At 64.7% G+C, this 21,505-nt stretch carries 22 protein-coding genes; 14 read left to right on the forward strand and 8 right to left on the reverse strand.

Going from position 1 to position 21,505, the window contains the following annotated elements; all coding sequences use genetic code 11:
- Positions 1-30 precede the first annotated feature (30 nt).
- Complete coding sequence (gene pth, locus A9D60_RS22185; RefSeq protein WP_065269604.1) at positions 31-708, forward strand: aminoacyl-tRNA hydrolase; 678 nt, start codon at positions 31-33, stop codon at positions 706-708.
- A gap of 31 nt (positions 709-739) precedes the next feature.
- Positions 740-1,660, forward strand: coding sequence for a nucleoside hydrolase (locus tag A9D60_RS22190; RefSeq protein ID WP_065269605.1), 921 nt, complete (start codon positions 740-742; stop codon positions 1,658-1,660).
- Between the two features lie 38 nt (positions 1,661-1,698).
- Here A9D60_RS22190 and A9D60_RS22195 read toward each other — a convergent pair whose 3' ends face one another.
- Entirely contained in the window at positions 1,699-2,559 is an 861-nt protein-coding gene (locus A9D60_RS22195) for a DMT family transporter (protein WP_065269606.1), read from the reverse strand.
- Between the two features lie 117 nt (positions 2,560-2,676).
- Between A9D60_RS22195 and A9D60_RS22200 the strand changes: the two genes are divergently transcribed.
- A complete protein-coding gene (locus tag A9D60_RS22200) occupies positions 2,677-4,092 on the forward strand; it encodes an aminotransferase-like domain-containing protein (RefSeq protein ID WP_065269607.1) in 1,416 nt (471 codons plus the stop codon).
- Between the two features lie 47 nt (positions 4,093-4,139).
- Here the strand turns inward: A9D60_RS22200 and A9D60_RS22205 are convergent, their stop codons facing one another.
- The gene (locus A9D60_RS22205) at positions 4,140-4,841 is read right to left on the reverse strand and encodes a GntR family transcriptional regulator (protein WP_065269608.1); all 702 of its coding nucleotides are present in this window, start codon (positions 4,839-4,841) and stop codon (positions 4,140-4,142) included.
- 199 nt (positions 4,842-5,040) lie between these two features.
- Here A9D60_RS22205 and A9D60_RS22210 point away from each other — a divergent pair, with 199 nt between their 5' ends.
- From A9D60_RS22210 to A9D60_RS22220, 3 genes are all read left to right on the forward strand, one after another.
- Complete coding sequence (locus A9D60_RS22210) at positions 5,041-6,126, forward strand: TRAP transporter substrate-binding protein (protein ID WP_065269609.1); 1,086 nt, start codon at positions 5,041-5,043, stop codon at positions 6,124-6,126.
- 63 nt (positions 6,127-6,189) lie between these two features.
- Positions 6,190-6,687 (forward strand): TRAP transporter small permease subunit, encoded by a 498-nt coding sequence (locus A9D60_RS22215; protein WP_065269610.1) that lies wholly within the window; start codon positions 6,190-6,192, stop codon positions 6,685-6,687.
- Positions 6,684-8,234: a TRAP transporter large permease gene (locus A9D60_RS22220; protein WP_065269611.1), complete on the forward strand. Its 1,551-nt coding sequence runs from the start codon at positions 6,684-6,686 to the stop codon at positions 8,232-8,234. The genes A9D60_RS22215 and A9D60_RS22220 overlap by 4 nt, the downstream gene beginning before the upstream one ends.
- Before the next feature lie 84 nt (positions 8,235-8,318).
- On the opposite strand, the gene A9D60_RS22225 is transcribed toward A9D60_RS22220, so the two are convergent.
- Positions 8,319-9,281: a LysR family transcriptional regulator gene (locus tag A9D60_RS22225; protein WP_065269612.1), complete on the reverse strand. Its 963-nt coding sequence runs from the start codon at positions 9,279-9,281 to the stop codon at positions 8,319-8,321.
- A 112-nt stretch (positions 9,282-9,393) separates the two neighbouring features.
- On the opposite strand from A9D60_RS22225, the gene A9D60_RS22230 reads away from it, so the two are divergent.
- From A9D60_RS22230 to A9D60_RS22260, 7 genes are all read left to right on the forward strand, one after another.
- The gene (locus tag A9D60_RS22230) at positions 9,394-9,864 is read left to right on the forward strand and encodes a TRAP transporter small permease (protein ID WP_065269613.1); all 471 of its coding nucleotides are present in this window, start codon (positions 9,394-9,396) and stop codon (positions 9,862-9,864) included.
- A complete protein-coding gene (locus tag A9D60_RS22235) occupies positions 9,861-11,159 on the forward strand; it encodes a TRAP transporter large permease (protein WP_065269614.1) in 1,299 nt (432 codons plus the stop codon). The genes A9D60_RS22230 and A9D60_RS22235 overlap by 4 nt, the downstream gene beginning before the upstream one ends.
- A 45-nt stretch (positions 11,160-11,204) precedes the next feature.
- A complete protein-coding gene (gene dctP, locus A9D60_RS22240) occupies positions 11,205-12,197 on the forward strand; it encodes a TRAP transporter substrate-binding protein DctP (protein WP_065269615.1) in 993 nt (330 codons plus the stop codon).
- A gap of 63 nt (positions 12,198-12,260) precedes the next feature.
- Entirely contained in the window at positions 12,261-13,361 is a 1,101-nt protein-coding gene (locus A9D60_RS22245) for an NAD(P)/FAD-dependent oxidoreductase (protein ID WP_065269616.1), read from the forward strand.
- Positions 13,336-13,647, forward strand: a complete 312-nt coding sequence (locus tag A9D60_RS22250; protein WP_065269617.1) for a (2Fe-2S)-binding protein — start codon at positions 13,336-13,338, stop codon at positions 13,645-13,647. Before A9D60_RS22245 ends, A9D60_RS22250 begins: the two co-directional genes overlap by 26 nt.
- Positions 13,634-15,028: an FAD/NAD(P)-dependent oxidoreductase gene (locus A9D60_RS22255; protein WP_065269618.1), complete on the forward strand. Its 1,395-nt coding sequence runs from the start codon at positions 13,634-13,636 to the stop codon at positions 15,026-15,028. Before A9D60_RS22250 ends, A9D60_RS22255 begins: the two co-directional genes overlap by 14 nt.
- 9 nt (positions 15,029-15,037) lie before the next feature.
- Positions 15,038-15,376, forward strand: a complete 339-nt coding sequence (locus A9D60_RS22260) for a RidA family protein (protein WP_065269619.1) — start codon at positions 15,038-15,040, stop codon at positions 15,374-15,376.
- Positions 15,377-15,407: 31 nt separating this feature from the next.
- Here the strand turns inward: A9D60_RS22260 and A9D60_RS22265 are convergent, their stop codons facing one another.
- The 4 genes from A9D60_RS22265 to A9D60_RS22280 are packed head-to-tail and all read right to left on the reverse strand — an operon-like array spanning position 15,408 to position 19,266.
- Positions 15,408-15,965: a PqiC family protein gene (locus tag A9D60_RS22265; protein ID WP_065269620.1), complete on the reverse strand. Its 558-nt coding sequence runs from the start codon at positions 15,963-15,965 to the stop codon at positions 15,408-15,410.
- Position 15,966: 1 nt separating this feature from the next.
- A complete protein-coding gene (locus A9D60_RS22270) occupies positions 15,967-18,051 on the reverse strand; it encodes an MlaD family protein (RefSeq protein ID WP_065269621.1) in 2,085 nt (694 codons plus the stop codon).
- On the reverse strand, positions 18,038-18,682 hold the full coding sequence (locus A9D60_RS22275) for a paraquat-inducible protein A (RefSeq protein WP_175393016.1): 645 nt from the start codon (positions 18,680-18,682) through the stop codon (positions 18,038-18,040). The genes A9D60_RS22270 and A9D60_RS22275 overlap by 14 nt, the downstream gene beginning before the upstream one ends.
- Positions 18,649-19,266, reverse strand: a complete 618-nt coding sequence (locus A9D60_RS22280) for a paraquat-inducible protein A (RefSeq protein ID WP_065269622.1) — start codon at positions 19,264-19,266, stop codon at positions 18,649-18,651. Before A9D60_RS22280 ends, A9D60_RS22275 begins: the two co-directional genes overlap by 34 nt.
- A 289-nt stretch (positions 19,267-19,555) precedes the next feature.
- On the opposite strand from A9D60_RS22280, the gene A9D60_RS22285 reads away from it, so the two are divergent.
- A complete protein-coding gene (locus tag A9D60_RS22285; protein ID WP_065269623.1) occupies positions 19,556-20,464 on the forward strand; it encodes a LysR substrate-binding domain-containing protein in 909 nt (302 codons plus the stop codon).
- A 15-nt stretch (positions 20,465-20,479) separates the two neighbouring features.
- Here the strand turns inward: A9D60_RS22285 and A9D60_RS22290 are convergent, their stop codons facing one another.
- Positions 20,480-21,373, reverse strand: a complete 894-nt coding sequence (locus tag A9D60_RS22290; RefSeq protein WP_065269624.1) for a LysR family transcriptional regulator — start codon at positions 21,371-21,373, stop codon at positions 20,480-20,482.
- Positions 21,374-21,505: the final 132 nt, after the last annotated feature.

Below are 21,505 nucleotides of genomic sequence, written 5' to 3' on the forward strand. Positions count from 1 at the left end.
TTTCCTTGAAACGCAGATTGAGCTCCGCCCATGAAACTCTTTGTCGGCCTCGGCAATCCCGGCCCGAAATATGAGCGCAACCGCCATAATATCGGCTTTATGGCGCTGGACCAGATTGCCGGCGATCACGGGTTTTCGCCATGGAAATCCAAGTTCCAGGCGCTGATCTGCGAGGGCAATTTGGGCGGCGAAAAGGTGCTGCTTTTGAAGCCGCAGACCTTCATGAACCTCTCCGGCCAGTCGGTGGGGGAGGCGATGCGGTTTTACAAGCTGACGCCTGCAGATGTGGTGGTGCTGCATGATGAGCTGGATCTGGCGCCGGGCAAGGCACGGATGAAACAGGGCGGCGGCCATGCCGGCCACAACGGGTTGCGGTCGATCCATTCGCATATCGGCGCCGATTACGCGCGGGTGCGGCTGGGGATCGGCCATCCGGGCCACAAGGATGCGGTGGCGGGCTATGTTCTGCGCGATTTCCCCAAGGCGGATGAGGGCTGGCTGGATGATTTGATGCGCGGCATTTCGGATGGCGCGGCTGAACTGGCGCGCGGCGATGGCGGCAAGTTCATGAATGCCGTTGCCCTGCGCGTCGCACCGCCGCGCAGTTCCACCAGCAAGCCCAAGGCGGAGGCGAAGCAGCCCGCCAAGGAGGAGGTGGCGCCGGATACCCGCTCGCCGCTGGAAAAACTGATGGACAAGTTCAAGTAAGCCCAGGCTGAAAACAGAAAGAGACAGGCAGATGGTGAAACTGATTATCGACACCGATCCGGGCATCGACGATGCCATGGCGATCTTCTATGCCGCCGCGGCTCCGGACATCGACCTCTTGGGGGTGACCACGATCTTCGGCAATGTGACCACTGCGACCGCCACCCGGAACGCGCTGCGCCTGCTGGAAGCGGCAGAGCTGGACGTGCCGGTGGCGGCTGGTGCGGCCACTCCCCTGGTGCTGCCGCCGTTCAAGCCTTCGGCCTATGTGCATGGCGAGGAAGGGTTTGGCGACATCCCGGCGGCAGAGCCCAAGGGCAAACCGCTGGAGGAAGACGCCGCGGATTTCCTCTGCCGCATGGCGCGCGAGCACAAGGGCGAGCTGGTGGTCTGCCCGATCGGCCCGCTGACCAATATCGCGCTGGCGATGCAGCGGGATGCGGAGTTCATCAGGAACGTGAAGTCCATCGTGGTGATGGGCGGCTCGCTGGAAGAGGGCGGCAATATCACGCCCCACGCCGAGGCCAACATCTACCATGACCCGCATGCGGCGGACGTGGTTTGCCAGGGTGGCTCCAAGGTGGTGTTCGTGGGGCTGGATGTCACCCACCGCATCCTGTGCCTTGCGGAGGATTTCGAGGCGATTGCCGCCAAGTCGCCGGAGCTGGGCGGCATGCTGCAGGAGATGTCCTATTTCTACCTGAAGTTCTATCAGGAGGTCGCGGGCAAGAACGGCTGTTCGCTGCATGACCCGGCGGCGGTGATTGCCTGCACCAACCCGGAACTGTTCGGGATACGCGATGTGGCGCTGCAGGTGTCCTGCGAGGGCGAAACCTCCGGTGCAACGCTGGCTGCGCCGGACAGCGGGCGGGCGCCGGTCAAGGTCTGTATGACGGTGGAGGCTGAGGCGGTGAAATCGCTGTTCCTGAAACGGCTGGCGCTGCTGCCTTAACCCCGCGGCCCTGAAACTGCATGGCGGCCAGCAGGCCGTCAGGCATACCGCTTGGCCCCGGCGACGCAGAGCACCACAAAGGCCGTGGCGCCCAGCATGGCGGGGGCCACCGGCTCTGACAGCAGCCAGGCTGCCAGGATCAGGCCCAGGAACGGCTGCAAGAGCTGCAGCTGTCCCACGCCCGCGGTGCCGCCAAGCGCCAGGCCGCGGTACCAGAACACAAATCCGATCAGCATCGAGAACATCGAGACATAGCCCAGGCTGATCCAGACCGGCAGGCTGAGCCCCGCAAGTGTTTCGGGCCGGGCGGCCAGTGCAGTCAGCGCCATTACCGGCAGCGCCAGTGCCAGCGCCCAGGAAATCACCTGCCAGCCGCCCAGCCGCCGCGACAGCTGTGCCCCCTCGGCATAGCCCAGACCGCAAAAGGTAATGGCCGCCAGCATCAGCGCATCGCCTGTCAGCGACACCTCCGCATTCTGCGACAGCGCAAAACCCGCTACGGCCAGGCTGCCGAGGATGGAAAACAGCCAGAACAGCGGGCCGGGCCGCTCTCCGCCGCGCAGCACGCCGAAAATGGCGGTCGCCAGCGGCAGCAGGCCGATGAAGACGGTCGAATGCGCGGCTGTGATATGCTGCAGCGCCATCGCGGTCAGCAGCGGAAAGCCGATCACCACACCGCCCGCAACCACTGCCAGCGGCAGCAGGTCCTGACGGCGCGGCACCGGCTGGCGCAGCAGGAGGAGCAGCGCGGCCCCGGCCAGTGCGGCGATGACAGCCCGGGCTGACGTCAGGAACACCGGTTCCAGCATCCCCACCGCAACGCGGGTTGCAGGCAGCGATCCGCTGAAGATCACAACACCCAACAGCCCGCTGCCCCAGCCTGAAAATGATGCCTGCATTGTCTGTCTCCCTTGTTTCAGGTCTTTCTAAGACTGCAGGCGTGCCATAGACAGATACGGAGCCATACAGTTTTTTAAAACTGTACTGGTGCATGGAGCAATACAGTGAGGTATCCCATGGCACAGCCCTCCCGCCGTGCGCTGGTCATCAATGACATCCGGCGGCGCATCACATCGCGGGCGCTGGTCGCAGGCGACAAGCTGCCCTCGGTCCGGGGCTGTGCGGCCAAGCTGGGCGTGTCGCCTTCCACCGTGGCAGAGGCCTATGATGTGCTGGCCGCCGAGGGAGTGATCCGGGCCAGGCGCGGGGCTGGGTTTTATGTCGCCGCCAAGCCGCAGCCCTTTGCGGTGTCAGAAACCGGGCCGCAGCTGGCGCGCGAGGTGGATCCCCTGTGGGTGGCGCGGCAGTCGCTGGACGCCGGCACGGAAGCGCCCAAGCCCGGCTGCGGCTGGCTGCCGGAGGACTGGATGCCGGTGGCCTCCCTGCGCCGGGCGATGCGGGCACTGGCTGCGGCGCCGGAGGCGGTTCTGACCGACTACGGCAGTTCCAAGGGGGCGGCCGGGCTGCGGCGCCATATCAGCCGGCAGCTGTTCGACCAGGGGCTGGCCTGCCCGCCGGATCAGGTGCTGCTGACCGGTTCAGGCTCGCAGGCGCTGGATCTGGTCTGCCGGATGCTGCTGCGCCCGGGCGACACGGTGCTGGTCGATGATCCCTGCTACTTCAATTTCCAAGCGCTGCTGCGGGCGCATCAGATCCGCATCATCGGGGTGCCCTACACGCCGGACGGCCCGGATCTGGAACGTTTCGAGGCGGCGCTGGGGGAACATAACCCACGGCTCTACTTGACCAATTCAGCGCTGCACAATCCGACCGGGGCCACGATCACTGCGCCGGTGGCGCACCGGGTGCTGGCACTGGCCGCGCAGCATGATCTGATCATTGTCGAAGATGACATCTTTGCTGCCTTCGAACAGGAGATGTCCCCGCGGCTGGCCACGCTGGACGGGCTGGAGCGGGTGGTGCGGACCGGCAGTTTTTCAAAGACGCTCTCGGCCTCGCTGCGCTGCGGCTATATCGCGGCCCGCGGCAGCTGGATCGAGGTGCTGACCGACCTGCAGGTCGCGGTGAATTTCAGCGGCCCCAGCCCGATGGTGGCGGAACTGCTGCACACAGTGCTGACGGATGGCAGCTGCCGCAAGCATCTGGAGGCCCTGCGCCACCGGCTGAGCCGCTGCCGGGCAGAGGCGCAGGTGCGGTTGGCGGAGCTCGGGATCCGGCCCTGGGTGCAGCCGCGCGGCGGCTTCTACTTGTGGTGCGAGCTGCCGGGCGGGATGGACGCGGCGGTGCTTGCGCGCGCCGCGCTGCAGGAAGGGTTGGTTCTGGCACCGGGCAATGTGTTCAGCGTGTCGCAGGGCATGGCGCCGTTCATGCGCTTCAACGTGAGCCAGATGCTGGACGGCGCCTGCTGGCAGGCCCTGGCGCGGCTGCTGGAAACCGGGGCCGGTTCGGCGAGTGGTGGAGTGGGGGCCTGACCAAAGCCTTTTTTTATAAGCCTGGAGCTTGCTGGAAAGGTTTTCCGTCAGCCCTGGGTGAACAGCTGGTAACCCGGATGGGCAACGGCGCAGAGGCTGGTGATCGGTGCCTCGCCGATCCACGTGGTGCGTTCCATGACAAACAGTGCGTCGCCGGGCGTGCTCTGGAGGACTTCGCTGTCTATGGGAGTGCCAGGGCGGGCATAGAGGCGCAGGTCGCAGCGGCTGTAGGGGCGGTTGCGGACCAGCCATTCATTTGCGCTTTCGCGGGTCAGGTCGACTGATGTGATCTCCGGCACGGTTTCCAGGCAGATCCAGCGGTCCTCGAAAATGTAGGGGCGGCTGTCGGCCAGGTGCAGCGCCTCGACGCGCAGCATCGGCCGGGCCTCCGGCAGGGCGAAGTTGGCCATGATGGCCGGGCTGGAGGGCTGCACGGATTGCCGGATCAGCTGATAGCCGTAGGTGCTGCCCTTCTGTTCAACCTCAAGCCGGGTGATCGGAATGTTGAGCGTTGCCCGCGTCACCGGATCGCGCCGCACCATGGTGCCGCCCTTGCGGCGCCGTTCCACTAGCCCGCTTTGGGCGAGGTCGCGCATCGCCCGGTGCACGGTGGAGCGGGCGCAGCCGAAGCTGGCGGCAAACTCCTCGTCCCGCGGCAGCTTGTCCCCCGGCCCGTAGGTGGAGTTCAGGATCATCTCCCGGATGCTGTCCCGGATGCTCACCCAGGAATGCCGCTGCTTGTCCGTCATCGTCCTCCCCAGGCCAAACGGGAAAATGCGCTCCGCCGCTCCATATTGCATTCTGCGCGGAAAGGCGACGTGGAACCGCGCAACCGTGATTGACAATAATATGTAGCTACATATTAATGTAAAGCGCGTACAAAAAATCGAGTCTGCGCTGCCGCCACCGGCCTGCCGCAGATGCACCGACAGACGGAGGACTGGAGACATGGAAAGACGCGCGTTTTTGAAAGCCGGCGCAATGGGCGCGGCAGCGGCGACGCTGGCCAGCCCGGCCATTGCCCAGGGCAAGATGCAGTGGAAGATGGTCACGGCCTGGCCCAAGAACCTGCCCGGGCCGGGTGTGGCAGCGCAGATGCTGGCCGACCGGATCACCACCCTGTCGGGCGGCCGGATCGAGGTGAAGCTGTTTGCGGCAGGCGAGCTGGTGCCGGGCCGCGGCGTGTTCGACGCTGTGTCCGAAGGCACGGCTGAACTGTACCATGCGGTCCCGGCCTATTGGGGCTCCAAATCCAAGGGCATCCTGCTGTTCGGCTCGCAACCCTTTGGCCTGCGCGCGGATGAGCAGTTCGGCTGGCTGTTCCTCGGCGGCGGTCAGGCGCTGTATGACGAAATGTACGGCCGTTTCGGCATCAAACCGTTCCTGTGCGGAAACTCCGGCCCGCAGTGGGGCGGCTGGTTCAAGACCGAGATCAATTCCGCCGAAGACCTGAAGGGGCTGAAGTTCCGCACCACGGGCCTCGCGTCGGAGATGGCCTCGAAACTTGGAATGGCGGCAGAGGCCACCAGCGGCCCGGCGATGTTCCAGGGCCTGCAGACCGGTGCGCTGGACGCGGGTGAGTTCATCGGCCCCTGGACCGACAGCGCGCTTGGCTATTATCAGGTGGCCAAGAACTACTACTGGCCCGGCGTGGGCGAGCCGTCCTCGGCTGAGGAATGCGGCGTCAATGCCAATGTCTTTGCCGAACTGCCCGATGACCTGAAACAGGTCGTGTCGCTGGCTTGCGAGAGCCTCTACAACCCGGTCTGGACCGAATACACCACCAAGCACGCGCTGGCGCTGAAGAAGATGGTGGATGAGGATGGCGTGCAGGTGAAAATGTTCCCTGAGGACGTGATCGCCGCAATGGGCGCTGCCGCCAAGGAAGTGATTGCAGAGCTGCAGGAGGACGAGGATGAGCTGGTGCGCCGCATCACCGAAAGCTTCCTGGCCTACCGTGACAGCGTTGGCGGCTACATGAGCTATGCCGACAATGGCCAGATGAACGCCCGTGCCTCGGTGATGGGTTATTAAGACTGCAAGAACAGCCGGCGCCCGCAGCAGCGGGCGCCGGTTTTTTGATGGGGAGAGAGCAGGATGCAACGGGTTGCAGATGCGCTGGACGGTGTGAACCGGGGGCTGGCGCATGTGGTGCGCTGGCTGGCGCTGGTCATGGTGCTGGCGCAGTTCGCCATTGTGGTCGGGCGTTATGTGTTCGGGGTGAACTCGATCGCCGCACAGGAGAGTGTTCTCTATTTGCATGCCACCCTGTTCATGCTGGCTGCGGGGTATACGCTGCTGGTCGACAAGCACGTGCGGGTAGATGTGTTTTACGCGGGCCTAAGCCGCCGGGCGCAGCGCCGCATCGACATCTTTGGCCACCTGTTCCTGCTGCTGCCCTCGATGGCGGCGCTGCTCTACTGGTCCTGGCCGTCGGTACGAAATTCCTGGTCCATTCTTGAAGGTCCTTTGGCCGTTGGCGGCATCGAGGCTGTGTTCCTGCTGAAATCGCTGATCCCGGCTTTCTGCGTGCTGGTGATGCTGCAGTCCTTGGCGCTGCTGATCCGCCTGTTTTCCGAAAGGGGCGACGGATGACCGCCTATCTTGACCTGATCATGTTCGCCGCGCTGATGGCGGCGATCCTCATGGGGTTCCCGGTCGCCTTCTCCATTGCCGGTGTGGCGGTCCTGTTTGCCTACCTCGGCTGGATGCTGGGGGTGATGGACATCTCCCTGCTGGGGGCGCTGGGCCAGCGGGCCTTTGGCCTCCTGAGCAACGAGGTGCTGATCGCCATTCCGCTGTTCGTGCTGATGGGGGCAATCCTGGAGAAAAGCCGCATTGCGGAAGAGCTCTTGGACACCATGGGGCGGCTGTTCGGCCAGCTGAAGGGGGGCTTGGGCATTTCCGTTGTACTGGTGGGGGCGCTGCTGGCGGCCTCGACCGGGATTGTCGGTGCGACCGTTGTGGCGATGGGGATGATTGCCCTGCCTGCCATGCTGCGTGCGGGCTACGATCCGCGGGTGGCCTCGGGCATCGTGTGCACCGCAGGCACGCTGGGCCAGATCATTCCGCCCTCGACGCTTTTGATCATCCTGGCCGATGTGATGTCGAACGCCTACCAGCAGGCCCAGTATGAACAGGGCAAATTTTCGGTCGAGGCGCTGTCGGTGGGCCAGTTCTTTGCCGCGGCGCTGGTGCCCGGCCTGGTGCTGGTGGTGCTGTATCTTCTGTACATCCTGATCCGCGGCCTGTTGCGGCCGCAGGACATGCCGTCAGCGCCGGCCGGAGTGGCCCGCCCGACCGGCGGCGACGTTGTGCGCGCGGTGGTGCCGCCGGTGCTGCTGATCTTTGCCGTGCTCGGCGCCATTCTGGGGGGCGTTGCCACCCCGACAGAAGCGGCATCGGTGGGCGGCATCGGTGCCCTGCTGATGGCGGGCGCAAGGGCAGGCGGCCCGGCCCGGCTGATCCTGGTCGGCGCGGCGGCCCTGATCCTGCTGGGGATCCTGTCTGGTGTGCACCCGGTGCGGCTGCAGCGCAGCGACCTGGGCAGCAGCGATCTGGCGGCGGGCGTTTTTTATGCGCTGCTGGCGGGGGCAGGGGGTATTGCCATCCTGGCTGCCCTGCGCAGCGGGCTGCAGAAGCGCATCCTGCATGACGCCGTGACCTCAACCGCCACGATGACGGCGATGATTTTTGCGACCATCCTGGCGGCGGGCATGTTCTCGCTGGTGTTCATCGGCCTGGGCGGCGAGGAGAGGGTGGCGCATTTCCTGGGCAACATGCCCGGCGGTCCGACCGGCGCGCTGCTGTTCTGCATGCTGTTCATCTTTGTGCTGGGCTTCTTCCTCGACTTCGTCGAGATCTCGGTGATCGTGCTGCCTCTGGTGACGCCGGCCCTGATCCTGATGGGCCATGACCCGGTGTGGCTGGGCATTCTGATTGCGATCAACCTGCAGACCAGTTTCCTGACGCCGCCGTTCGGCTTTTCGCTGTTCTACCTGCGCGGTGCCGCGCCCAAGGAGGTCACCACCCGCCAGATTTACCAGGGGGTAGTGCCGTTCATCGGGCTGCAGGCGCTGGGCGTTCTGCTGGTCTGGCTGATCCCCGGCCTTGCCACCTGGCTGCCGACAGCAATTTTCTGACAGGCGAATCGGATTGAAGGCAGGGCGGCCGCGCGGAGACTAACCCGCGCGCCGCCCGCAGCATTCGCGCTGCGGCAGCATGCACTACTGCGGAGTCGCGGGGGAGGCCTGCCCTTGCTGGCCAAGGCAGGTTTCCATTTCCGCCTGCATGTTTTCGATGGCGCTGCACAGCTGTGCGGTGAACGCCTTGGAGGTCAGTGACTGCGTGGCGTAGCCCGGTGTCAGAATCGACACGCCGGTTCCGATTCGCGGGCGGAACCGGCGAAACACCAGATCCTCTGTGGTCTGGCGCTGCTGCAGGCAGCTGTAGGCGGTGATCATGTCGCAGATCATGTAGCAGATGCCTGCCGCAACAAATTGCAGGCCGGGTGCCCAGGTGCGCAGCTCCAGCCGCTTGCGGAACCGGCAGCCGCTCCGGTGAAACGCGGCCTCAGTCCGGACTGTCAGCGGGTGCTGATCGAACAGCACCGCTATCGGTTTGCCGTCCAGATCCTGCGGGGTGATTTCCTCGGCTGCCGCAAGCGGGTCGCTGGCGGGGACGACGCAGACGCATTCCAGATCGAAATCCATCTGCCGGACAGAGGGGCGCGGGGCAGGGGTCTCGGCAAAGCCGATGTCGAATTGCTGCGACGCGATCAGGTCCTCGATCACGTCCGAGGAGCGCATGATCAGTGCCGCCTCAAGCTCATCCTTGCCCTGCAGAAAATCCGTTAGAATCCGCGGCATGAACAGCCCGGCCGCCGCTGGATGGCAGGCGACGCGCAGCTTGCCCGCCTCATGGCTGCGGATCTTGCTCACCGTGCGCTCAACCCGCTCGATGCGCTCCAGCACAGTCTCGCATTCCTCCAGAAAGAACCGGGCTTCCGGCGTCGGGATCAGCTTGCCCTGCTCACGCACGAACAGGCTGAAGCCCAGCTCGCCCTCCAGCGTGGAGATCATCGTGCTGACGGCGGGCTGGGTGCGTCCGACGGTGCGCGCGGCCTGGGAGATGGAGCCGCTGCGCATGACCTCGCGGAAGGTGAAGATCTGGCGGATCGAGAAGTTCATGGCACGGGTATCAAGGTAGTTTATGGAGTCACAGATATTTTGAAATTGATCTTATGCCCTTTGTCCAGCCAAATCCGCCAAACCCGGTACGGGGACGCCGGAAGGAGGACAGATGGACACATTTGCAAAATACCTGCTGACAGGGCTGATCTGTCTGGTGGCGCTGGCGCAGTTCGTGCAGGTGGTCACCCGCTACCTGCTGCAGATCCCGGTGATGGGGCTGGAGGAGACCATGCTCTATCCCACCGTCTGGCTCTATTTGCTGGGGGCGGTGAATGCCTCGCGCGAGGACACCCACATCCGCGCCAACGTGCTGGAGATCGCCATCAAGACAGAGCGCGGACATACCGTGCTGGCGATCATCGGCGAAGTCATCAGCCTGACTGTCGGCCTGTGGCTGCTGAGCTGGGCTTGGGAGTACACCCAGTACGCCTGGCGGGTCTGGAAGGAGAGCCCGACGCTCTACCTGCCGACGTTCTACTCCGAAGTGGCGCTCGTGGCCGGGCTGGCCCTGATGATGCTCTACACCGCGGTGCACCTGCTGCGCCATATCAATGCCCTGCGCGCCGGAGCCGCAAAATGATTGAAATCGCACTCCTTGCCATTGCCGTTCTGGTTCTGACCCTGACCCTTGGCGTGCCACTGCCCTACTGTTTCGGCGCTGCCCTGATGATCATGTATTTCCTGGGCGACGTGACCATGAAGGGCATGATGCTGTGGGGGTCCCAGCAGTTGGGCAACCCGGTGCTGCTGGCCATTCCGCTGTTCGTTCTGGCGGGTACCATCATGTCGGCCAGCGGCATCGCCGCCTCGCTGCTGAACTTCGTCAATGCCTTCATCGGCCATATCCGCGGCGGCCTGGGCGTGGTGGCGGCGGTCAGCTGCGCCATCATCGGCGCGATCTCCGGCTCTGGTCTGACCGGCATCGCCGCCATCGGCCCGCTGCTGATCCCGGAGATGGAAAAGCGCGGCTACCCGCGGGAATACGCCACTGCGCTGATCGCCAATTCCTCCATTCTGGGCCTGCTGATCCCGCCGTCGGTCACCATGATCGTCTACGGCTGGGTCACCGACACCTCGATCCTCGCCTGTTTCCTGGCAACCCTGGGGCCGGGCCTGCTGATCATGTTCAATTTCTCGGCCATGAACCTGTGGATGAGCCGCAAGTTCGACCTGGTGCTGGATGACGCGCCCAGCTTCTCGGAGCTGGCAGGCGATGTGGCGAAGAAAGGCTTCAACGCAACCCCGGCGCTGCTGATGCCGGTGATCATCCTGGGCGGGATCTACGGCGGCATCATGACCCCGACTGAAGCCGCCGCGCTGTCGGTGATCTATGCGCTACCGGTCGGCTTCTTCATCTACAAGGGCCTCAAGTGGAACAGTTTCCTGGAGGCCGGCAAAGAGGCGGCAACCGCCGTCGGCGCGATCATGGTGATGATCCTGTTCTCGATGATCCTGAGCCAGATGTTCGTCTATGAAGCAATCCCGCAGAAGATGGTCAGCGCGATCTTCGAGATCACCGAGAACAAGGTGCTGCTGCTGATCTTCATCAACATCCTGCTGTTCCTGGTCGGCATGGTCGTGAACGATGTCACCGCCATCATCCTGATAGCGCCGCTCTTGCTGCCGCTTATGCAGGCGATCGGCGTCACCCCGGTGCAGTTTGCCGCGATCATGGGCGTCAATACCGCGATGGGCGGCGTCACCCCGCCCTATGCCTCGATCCTCTACCTCGGCGCGCGGATCGGCAACGTGAAGGTCACCAAGGTGATCCCGCCCGCGATGGTTCTGATCCTGACAGGCTATGTGCCGGTGGTCTTCCTGACCTCGCTGTGGCCCGACCTGTCGCTCTTTCTGCCGCGTTTCTTCGGCTACTGACCCCACCCCTGACAAACACCTGACACCCTACGGAGGAGACTTCCCATGAAACACTTTTTGACCGGCACCGCTGCTGCTGCCCTGATGTCGCTGGCGGGCCTGGCCTCGGCCGCCGACCTCAAGATGAGCCACGTGCGCCCGCAGGACACCACCATCGACAAGGAGCTGCGCGCCTTTGCAGCCCAGGTGGACGAGGCCACTGGCGGCGATGTTTCGATCAACATCTTCCCGGCCTCTGCGCTGGGCGATTACACCACCGTGCAGGAGCGCATCAGCGTTGGCGCCATCGACATGGCGACCCAGCCGGCCGCTGCTGCCGCTGACCGCCGGATGCAGATCAGCTCCTTTCCCTATCTGGCCAACAACTGGGATGAGGCACGCAAAATCTATGGCCCCGGCGGCGCGGTGCGCGACGTGATGGCAGAGCTTTATGCCAAGCAGGACATCACCATGCTGGCAGCCTACCCGGTCTATTTCGGCGGCATTGCGCTGAACACCGATGCGGTCAACCCGGGCGACCCGTCCCAGTCCAACGGCATCAAAGTGCGGGTGCCCGGCATCAAGAGCTTCCAGCTGACCGGCGAGGCGCTTGGCTACATCCCGTCGCCGATCCCGTTTTCCGAGGCGTTCACCGCGATCCAGACCGGCGTGGTTGACGGCGTGATCGGTTCCGGCGCCGAAGGCTATTACGCGTCCTTCCGCGATGTGACCAAGGCTTATGTGCCCGCCAACACCCACTTTGAGGTCTGGTACATGATCATCTCCAACGGCTCGCTGGCTGAGCTGGACGCCGAAGATCAGGAGGCACTGAAAGCCGCCGCCGCCGATTTCGAGGCGCAGCGCTGGACCGTTGCCGAAGAGGACCAGGGCAAGTGGGAACAGCGCCTGGCCGATGAGCTGGGGGCCAAGGTGGTCGATCTGAGCGGCGATGAACTGGCCGCAATGGCTGCCAAGGTGCGCGAGGACGTCTGGCCGGTGGTTCTGGAAGACGTTGGCGCCGACTGGGGCCAAGGCATTCTTGACCAGATCGGCAAGTAATCCCGTATCAAGGACAGGGGCGGCCGTGCGCCGCCCCGCAACCAACCTTTGGGAAACGGCAGTATGGAAGCAGAGTATGCAGTGATCGGCGGCGGCGTTGTCGGCCTGTCTGTAGCCTGGGGGCTGCTCAGGCGCGGCAAGCGCGTCACGGTGCTGGATGGCGATGACGGCTCGTTCCGGGCCAGCCGCGGCAACTTCGGCCTGGTCTGGGTGCAGTCCAAGGGCATGAAACAGCCGCGCTACGCCAGCTGGAGTCAGCAGTCCGCTGCAGCTTGGGCCGGATTTGCCGCCGAGCTGGAAGACGGTACCGGCCGCTCTGTCGGGCTGCGGCAGAACGGCGGCTATGACCTGCATTTCTCCGAGGAAACACTGTATGCCACCGTCGCGCAGTATGATGCGCTGAAGGACAAGCTGGGCGGCAACTACCCGTTCGAGGTTCTGGGCCGCAATGCGCTGAGCCGGGAGGAGCCGCAAATCGGCCCCAAGGTGGCAGGCGCGATCCTGCATCACCAGGACGGCCACGCAAACCCGCTGCGGCTGCTGGTCTCGCTGGCACAGGACGTGCGGCGGCTGGGCGGCACGGTTCTGAACGGCAAGACCGTCACCGGCGTTTCCAAACCGGAGGCCTTCAAGGTTCAGTGCAGCGACGGCACCGTGGTCACTGCCGGAAAGGTTGTGCTGTCCGCCGGCCTCGGCGCGATGGAGCTTGGCCCCAAGCTGGGCTTCAAGGCGCCGGTGCGGCCGCAGCGCGGCCAGGTGCTGATCACCGAGAAGCTGCCGAAGATGATCAACCGTCCCTCGCTGATTGCCCGCCAGGTGGATGAGGGCGGCATCCAGATCGGTGCGACCAACGAGGAGGTCGGGCTGGATGACGGAGTGACGCAGCCGGGGTTGTCCGGGCTCGCCGCCGAGGCCATCGCGGCCTATCCGGCGCTGGCCCGCGCGCAGCTGGTGCGCAGCTGGGGCGCGTTGCGCATCCTGTCACCCGACGGGCTGCCGATCTATCAGGAAAGCCCTGAACTGCCCGGCGCCTACCTCGTCACTTGCCACAGCGGCATCACCCTGGCCGCGGCCCACGCGCTGTTCTTGCCCGACTGGCTCGAAGGCACTGCGGCCGCCCCTGATCTGGAGGTGTTCAGTGAAGACCGTTTCCCCGTTTCTTGAGCTGGCGGACGACGCTCCCCGCGTGCGGGTCTGGTTCGACGGCCAGCCGCTGGACCTGCCCGCAGGCGCCAACCTGGCCGCCGCGCTGCTGGCCGCCGGTGTGCAGGTGTTTCGCCACACGCCGGTCTCCGGCGCGGCGCGGGCACCGTTCTGCATGATGGGCGCCTGCTTCGAATGCCTGGTGGAGACCGGCGGCCGGGTGCAGCAGGCCTGTATGCTGGAAGTGGAGGACGGCATGCGGATCGCCCGCCCGTATGATGCGGAGGCAAATGATGCAGCGCTGTGATCTGGCCATCATCGGCGCCGGCCCGGCGGGCATGGCCGCCGCTGCCGAGGCCGCGCAAAAGGGCCTGAGCGTCACCCTGCTGGACGAACAGAACCGCCCCGGCGGGCAGATCTACCGCGAGGTGGACCGCGCCGCCGGCCCGCGGGGTGCTATTCTTGGTCAGGAGTACCTTCATGGTATGACCCTGACAGAAAACCTTTGCCAGCCGGGGATCAACCACCTCTCCGGTGCCGTTGTATGGGCCATCGAGGACGGGTTCCGCATCTCCTTTACCCAAAAAGGCCGGGCAGGGCAGGTGGACGCGGAACGGATAATCCTGGCCACCGGCGCTCTGGAGCGTACGATGCCCGTTCCCGGCTGGACATTGCCCGGGGTGATGACTGCAGGTGCCGCGCAGATTCTGCTGAAGCAATCCGGCGTGCTGCCGCGCCGCGCCGTTCTGGCCGGGTGCGGGCCGCTGCTGTATCTGATCGCAGCACAGATGGTGCGCGCCGGTACGCCGCCGCTGGCATTGGTCGAAACCCAGACCGCGGCCAGCCCGCTGGCAGCAGCCCGCCACCTGCCTGGTGCACTGCGCGGCTGGCGCTATCTCGCCAAGGGCCTGAAGATGCTGGCGGAGATCAAGCGCGCCGGCGTGCCGCGCTATACCGGTGCCACCGGCATCGCGGTAGCGGGCAGCACCCATGCCGAGGCGGTGACCTTCCGCATCAAGGGACAGGAGCATCGCATCGCGTGCGATACTGTCCTGCTGCATCACGGGGTGGTGCCGAACACCCAGGCCGCGCGCTCAATCAATGTGCCGCATGTCTGGTCTGAAGCGCAGCAGTGTTTTGTGCCCGAAACCGGCGCCTGGGGCGAAACCGGCAAGGACGGTGTTTTGATCGCCGGGGACGGTGCCGGTATCAGCGGCGCCATGGCGGCTGAATTCGCCGGGCGGATCGCGGCGCTGAAAGCGGCAGAGGAACTGGGCCGGATCACCGCGCCGGAGCGCGACCGTCTGGCCGCACCTTTGTTCAGCCAGCACAGCCGGGAAACCGCTGTGCGGCCGTTTCTTGATGCGGCCTACCCGCCCTATGCAGATGCTCTGCAGCCCGCGGACAGCACCATCGTCTGCCGCTGCGAGGAGGTCACTGCGGGTGACATCCGCAGCTATGCCAGGCTTGGCTGCCTGGGGCCGAACCAGGCCAAGGCCTTCGGCCGGGCCGGCATGGGGCCGTGCCAGGGGCGTTATTGCGGGCTGACCGTAACCGCACTGCTGGCTGAGGCCAACGGACAGACGCCGGAGGAGACCGGCTACTACCGGATCCGGCCGCCGATCAAGCCCGTGACGCTGGGTGAACTGGCCGCGATGGAGGATCCCTCCGCCAATGCCGCTGAATAGGAGAACAAGATGATCGAACGGATCGACACCGGCACCCGCATGAGCAAGATCGTGAAGCACAACGGCGTGGCCTATTTGTGCGGCCAGGTCGGCGATGGCGCTGACGTGGCCGCGCAGACCCGCGACTGCCTGTCCCGCGTCGAGGCGCTGCTGGAGAAGGCCGGCTCCTCGCCGCAGCAGATCCTGCAGGCGATTGTATGGCTTGCCGACATTAAGGACTTTGCTGAGATGAACGCGGTCTGGGATGCCTGGGTGCCAGAAGGTCACGCCCCGGCCCGCGCTTGCGGCGAGGCAAGGCTGGCGCGGCCGGAGCTGAAGGTGGAAATCATCGTGACCGCGGCCTGCTGACAGGCACGCCGGAAGGTTTCAACCGGGAGGTCTAAAGGGACTGTGAGACCTGGCGGGCCAGCTCTGCCAGCGCCACTGCCAGGGCATCGGCAGTGGCGGACGGGCCGGTGCCGTTGACGGGCGTGGTGATATCGAACCGCTTCACGAATTCGCGCACAGTGCCCTCTGGCGAGGAAACCGCGAATTGGCCGGACAGCTCAAACTGGCCATCGGCGCGGGCATAAACCTGGTCCACACGCACATCCAGACGCGCATCCGGGCCGCTGTTCAGCGGCCAGGGTTCGATGGCTGCGGCAGCGCCGGTGCGCTCGTTCAATCCGCGGGCCAGGGCGGCGGTCATGCCGCGGGCCGGATCATCTGCCCATTGCGCGCCACCCAGCGCATAAAGCGCGCCGCCTTCGCCCTCCGCAACGATGTCCGACGCCGCAGCGTAGGACGGCAGCGAGACCAGCCGCACCTCAATCGAACGGGACCGCAGGTTGGCGACGGTTTCGCCGGGGGCAGAGGAAATCAGATAGCGGGGATCGTTGCCCCCGGCGCAGGCCGCCAGCAGGGTAATGGGAAGCAGAAATTTCAGGGCGTTTATCATCTTATCTTCCAAACAGCAGGGAATTCGGATCGCGTTCGATTTTGCGTGCCAGCTGGGACACCGCACGGGCGGCGGTCTTGATCTCGCGCAGCGCGTCCAGAGTTTCGGAGTTGAAGCTGGAGCGGGAGCCATAGGAGGCGATCAGCGCCTCGGACTGGGCCACCAGGCGCTCCAGCCGGGCTGACAGCGCGGGCAGCCCCTCGGCGGCAGCTGCCACCGCGTCGGCGGCACCGCGGGCAGAGGCCATGGTGGCATTGGCATTCTCCACCAGCCCGCCCTGGCGCATTTCCTCCAGCGTGGCCTGCATTTCCTCCAGCGCAGCGGTCAGGGCCGGGGGCAGGGCGCGGGCGCCTTCGGTGCCGATCACCGCATCGGCACTGTCCATCAGCTGGCTGGCGGAGCGGATCAGCTCTTCGGCCTCCAGCGAATTGGCCTTGGCGGCCAGCGCGCGGAAGTCGGCGACCAGCGCGGGCAATTCTTCGGAGGCTGCGGCAAGGCTGGCCGCGGCCTGGCTGCCCTGATCCAGCGCGGCCGACAGTTTGGTTGCTGCCTTGCTCTGCTGCAGCTCTGTCAGCATGGCCCGCAGGTCTGTGACCGCGGCGTGCAATTCACCCGGCAGGGCGCGGGTGCCGGGGTCCGTGACCAAGGCGCGGGCGTCCTCCAGCAGGGCGACGGCTGCTGCCGGGGTCTGGCGGGTGCTGTCGGCAGAGGCCAGATTTTCGATGCTGGCAAGGGTTGCGATGACCTGCGCCATCAGTTCTTCGACCGGCAGCGCGTTGATGCGCTCCAGCACGCCTTCGGCGGTTGCAGTGAAATCCGGCAGATCAGAGGGGGCGCTGGGCAATAGCGGAAACGGTTCTGCGGTACGGGCAAACACCGCGGGCTCCGCGTCCTCCAGCGTCGCCAGTTCGACAATCAGCYCCGAACTGAACAGGCTGGCAGAGGCCAGGCGCGCGCGCAGGCCGCCGGCCACCGCCTGTTCAAGGAAATCAAGCGCCTCTGCCTCGCCCGCACCGCGCGGCAGCCCCATCAGCGCAGGCTCCAGCAGCAGCTTGGCGATCAGCCGCACCTCTGCCTCTTCGCTGCCGCTTTCGATGGCTGCGCTCAGACTGCTGACCTCGCCCACCTTGACCCCGCGCAGCTGTACCTCTGCACCGCTGGCAAGGCCCGCCACAGACTCGTCAAAGGCGACGGCGACGGCAACCCCGCCTGACAGGGTGCGGGCAAAGGCTGTGCGGCGGGCCGCGGCCTCGTCGGTATGGATGTCAAAGACGGTGCCGGGGCCAACAGCCTGGCCGCCGTCAAAGACGGAGTCGAACTCGATACCGCCGGCCACCAGGGAGGCGATGCTGTCCACGTCCAGCGACAGACCGCTGGGGCCGATCGAGACCGAGAAACCGGAGCTGTCCCAGAACCGGGTGGCAGAATTGATGCGCCGGTCATGCGGCGCCTCGATAAAGGCATCGACGACGATGCTGTCGCCGCTGACTGTCAGGCGCGGGGTTTCCAGGCGCCCGACCTCGATACCGCGGAACAGCACCGGAGCGCCCTCTGAGATCATCCGCCCGTCATCGGTGCGCAGGGTGATCCGCCGGCCGCCGCGGCCGGGCTGTTCCAGCGGCGGGCCGTCAGCGCCTTGGAATGCGGTTTGCGCCGTGCCCAGTTCCTGATCCCAGCTGCCCTCGATGTAGACGCCGGACAGTACTGTGCTGAGCCCTGATATGCCGCGCGCTGACACCTCCGGCCGGACCACCCAGAAGGTGGCATCCGAATCCAGATAGGGGGCGATGTCCTTGTCGATGCGGGCCTGGACGGACACCTTGCTCAGATCATCGGCAAAGCCGACCTTCTCCACCCGGCCGATCACCACGTCGCGGTAGCGCACCGTTGTTTCATTGGCCGCAACGCCAGAGGCATTTTCAAAGGAAATGGTGATCAGCACGCCACGCTCGGAATAGGCCTTCCAGGCCACCCCGAGGGAAACAGCCAGCGCTGCCAGCGGCACCAGCCAGACCAATGACAGGTTGCGCCAGGGCGAAGGGCGCCGGGCCGTGATGTTCATCGGGGCGGGATCAGGCGTGGTCATTCAAATTCTCACTTTCCGCGTTCCAGATCAGGCGCGGATCAAAACTCTGGGCGGCCAGCATGGTGAAGGCAACCGATATTGCAAAACTGACCGCCGCCATGCCGGGGGCGATGGCAGCGGCGAAATCAAGCTGGACGAGGGCGGTCAGGATTGCCACCACAAAGACATCAATCATCGACCACCGCCCGATAAATTCGACGACCTCATAAAGCACCAGCCGGCCATGGCTGCCAAGGGCTGCCGGTCTGCGGACTGACACCGCCAGATAGGCGATGGCCAGGAACTTGGCCACCGGGATCACGATACTGGCGAAGAAAACGATCAAAGCAACGCCATAGGAGCCGTGGCTGAACAGTTCGGCAATGCCGCCGATCAGCGTGTTCTCAGAGCTGCGGCCAAAGGTGGTGGTGCGCAGCATCGGGTAGACATTGGCGGGCACATAGGCGATCAGCCCCGCCGCCAGCCAGGCCCAGACGCGCTGTAGGCTGGCGGGGCCGGCAGCCGCCAGCGGGCTGCCGCAGCAAGTGCAGGCCCGGGCATCGCCCGGGTTGGCGGTCCCGCAGGCGCGGCAGCCGGCCAGCCCGGCGGCGGCGGCGGTCAGGAAGCGCTGCGGCTTTTCAGGGTTTTCCATACGGTCAGCCTGCAAATTGCGTTATCGGTCAGAATGGTAACCACCAGGAGCGCGGCAAAAGCCCAGAAGGCCGGCCCCAGCCCGACCCGCGCCAGGCCGGAGACTTTGACCAGGGCCACCGCCACGCCGATGATGAAGATCTCGGCCATCGCCCAGGGTTTCAGCCGCTCTGCCCAGCGGTAGGCCGCGGCGGCATGCGGCGCCGGGCGCCAGCCCAGGGCCATCGGTGCCAGAGTGTAGATCAGCGCGCTATAACGTGCCGCGGGCAAGAGCACGATCAGCAGGCCGGTCGCCAGCGACAGGGGCGCCATCGGCCCGCGGGAAAAGGCCAGCACAGCGTCCAGCACCGACGCCTGATGCGACAGGCCCTGTGCCCGCAGCTCCAGAAACGGGAACCCGGCTGCGGCGGCCAGCAGAACCAGCGCGGTCAGCGACAGCATGGCGATCTGTGTCATGGCGCCCGACTTGGGCGCCGCCAGCACCGTGCCGCAGCGGGCGCAGCGGGCAACCGTATGGGGCTTCACGTCCTGGTCGCGGTTCAGCACGTCACAGGTCGGGCAGGCAATGAGCTGATCTGTATGCATGTCTCCGGTGTCCGTTCCCGCCGTCTGCCCAGATGCTGCATGTTCAAGCTGCAGCTGGTGCTCATGATCACGAAAATGAGGGCGATATCAATCCGGACATGACGCGTTTCGCGGCCGCGCCGGGCCCGAACTGCGGCGGCAGAGCGGCGGCCTTCCCCTTTGCGGCCACCCAGGCCCGCAGGTGCTGGTGTCAGGCTGCGAGAGATATTTTGCAAGGGAGTTGCAAGGTTTGCAACACCTTCAGCCATTGTTCGCCGCTACAATCAATTGCGCCCTAAGGAGAGCAGGTATGGAAATAGATTGGCTGGAGGATTTCCTGGCTCTTTCCTCAGCAGGAATCTTTGCTAAGGCCGCCAGCGCCAGAAACATCAGCCAGTCTGCATTTACACGCAGGATCAAAAACCTGGAGCATTGGGCGGGGGCGGTCCTGTTTGACAGAAGCGTGCACCCGGTGGTTCTGACGGCAGCCGGAGAGGCTTTCCGGCCTACAGCCTATGAGACCATGAATGCGCTTCGCCTGGCCCGGCAGGATCTGAAGCAGCTCGCGCGTCGCGAGGGGGATGTGATCAGCATTTCCGCGCTGCACACACTCGCGATTTCCTTTATCCCGGCGTGGCTGAAAACCATTTCCGCTGCCATTGGTCCGATCAACACCAAGTTTGCGGTTGAGAATTTCTCGGACTGTGTCGAGACGCTTATGGCCGGAACAACGGATTTCATGCTGTGTTATGATCATCCGTCCATTGCCACAATGTCCAAAGATGACCGCTACCCGTCAATCAGGATCGCGGATGACAGGCTTGTGGCCGTGTCCGGCGCTGACAACTCCGGCAAGGCGCTCTACCGCTTCGACCAGCAAGGAAAGCTGCCGTTCCTGGCCTATTCCCCGGAAAGCTTTCTGGGGCGGCTGAGCGAGATCTGCATCATGCGGGCAGGGCTGGCAGAAAAACTGGAGATCCGCAGCGAAAACTCGGTCGCTGAGGCGCAGAAAGCAGCCTGCGCGGAAGGATTGGGAGTGGCCTGGCTGCCCAGGATGACAATCCTGCCAATGCTTGATGAGGGCAAGCTTGTGCGCATCAGCGACGACGCTTCTGAGCGCCGCATGTCCATCAAGCTGTACCGCTCGATTGAAAGGAGCCGCCCGTCCGTGGAGCGGTTTTGGACTCTGGCGGAAAGCGCCGCCTCATCAGCGCGGTAAACTCTGTTGCGGTTTTCAGATGTTCTGGGCCAGCATCCAGAAGCGTTCCAGTTCAGCTCTGGAACGTTCGATTGACCGGTAAAGCTTTATGTCAATGACGAGTTCGAATTCCGGCCGGCTGATTTTGTGCAGTGTTCCGTCTTTCAGCTCCCGCTCCGCGGCCCCTTCGGGCAGGAAAGCAATTCCCAGCCCGGCGAGACAGGCGGATTTGAGCGCTTCAGCAACCGAATTCTCGTAGATGGGGTCCACCTTGCCGCTTAAATTTCCCCGTTCCAGGCAAACCTGGGACACCCGGCCCAGAAAGGTGTCGGGGGAATAGGATAAAAGCGGCACCGGGTCATCGCCCTCCAAGCTGTATTTGGCGCGCCCGTCAGCATCGGCACTGCTGACGGCTATGATCCGGTCTTTGGCAATCGTCGAGGACGGGTACCGGTTTTCATCAGAAATCGTGGGGACGGCAGGATGGTGGTAGCACAGCATGAAGTCTGCGCTTCCGCACAGTATTGCCTCCGCGCAGCCAGAGAAGTTTTCCGCAACCAGCCTGGACTTGATGGGACCAAGGTGGCTGGACATGCGCATGAGCCACGCCGGAAAGAAGGAAATGGCCAGGGTATGAAGCGCGACGAAGTCCAGCACTGATGCTTCCTGGCGGGACAGGCCGCGTATATCGCTTTTGGATTGCTTCAGCGCCGCAACTGTGTCGATGGCGGTTTGCTTGAAAGCCCTGCCTGCCGCGGTGAGCTCAACAGGGTGCACGCTCCTGTCAAACAACGGAGTCCCTGTCCAGTTTTCCAGGTTTTTGATCCGTCGCGTAAAGGCTGACTGGCTTATGTTCCGCGCGTCCGCGGCGCGGGCAAACACACCCGCAGCTGAAAGGGCCAAAAAGTCTTCCAGCCAGTCGATCTCCACCTGTCTTCTCCATCTGAAAGGGATCCCCGAACGGTAGGATCGGGTTGCAAAGTTTGCAACATCCTTGCGCGGGTTGTCATGGGTGCATGGGGTGGGCAGCAGTAAGTTCCGGCCTGCACGATAACGGTCTCC

The sequence above is a fragment of the Leisingera sp. JC1 genome (assembly GCF_001679925.1).
Lineage (GTDB): Bacteria > Pseudomonadota > Alphaproteobacteria > Rhodobacterales > Rhodobacteraceae > Leisingera.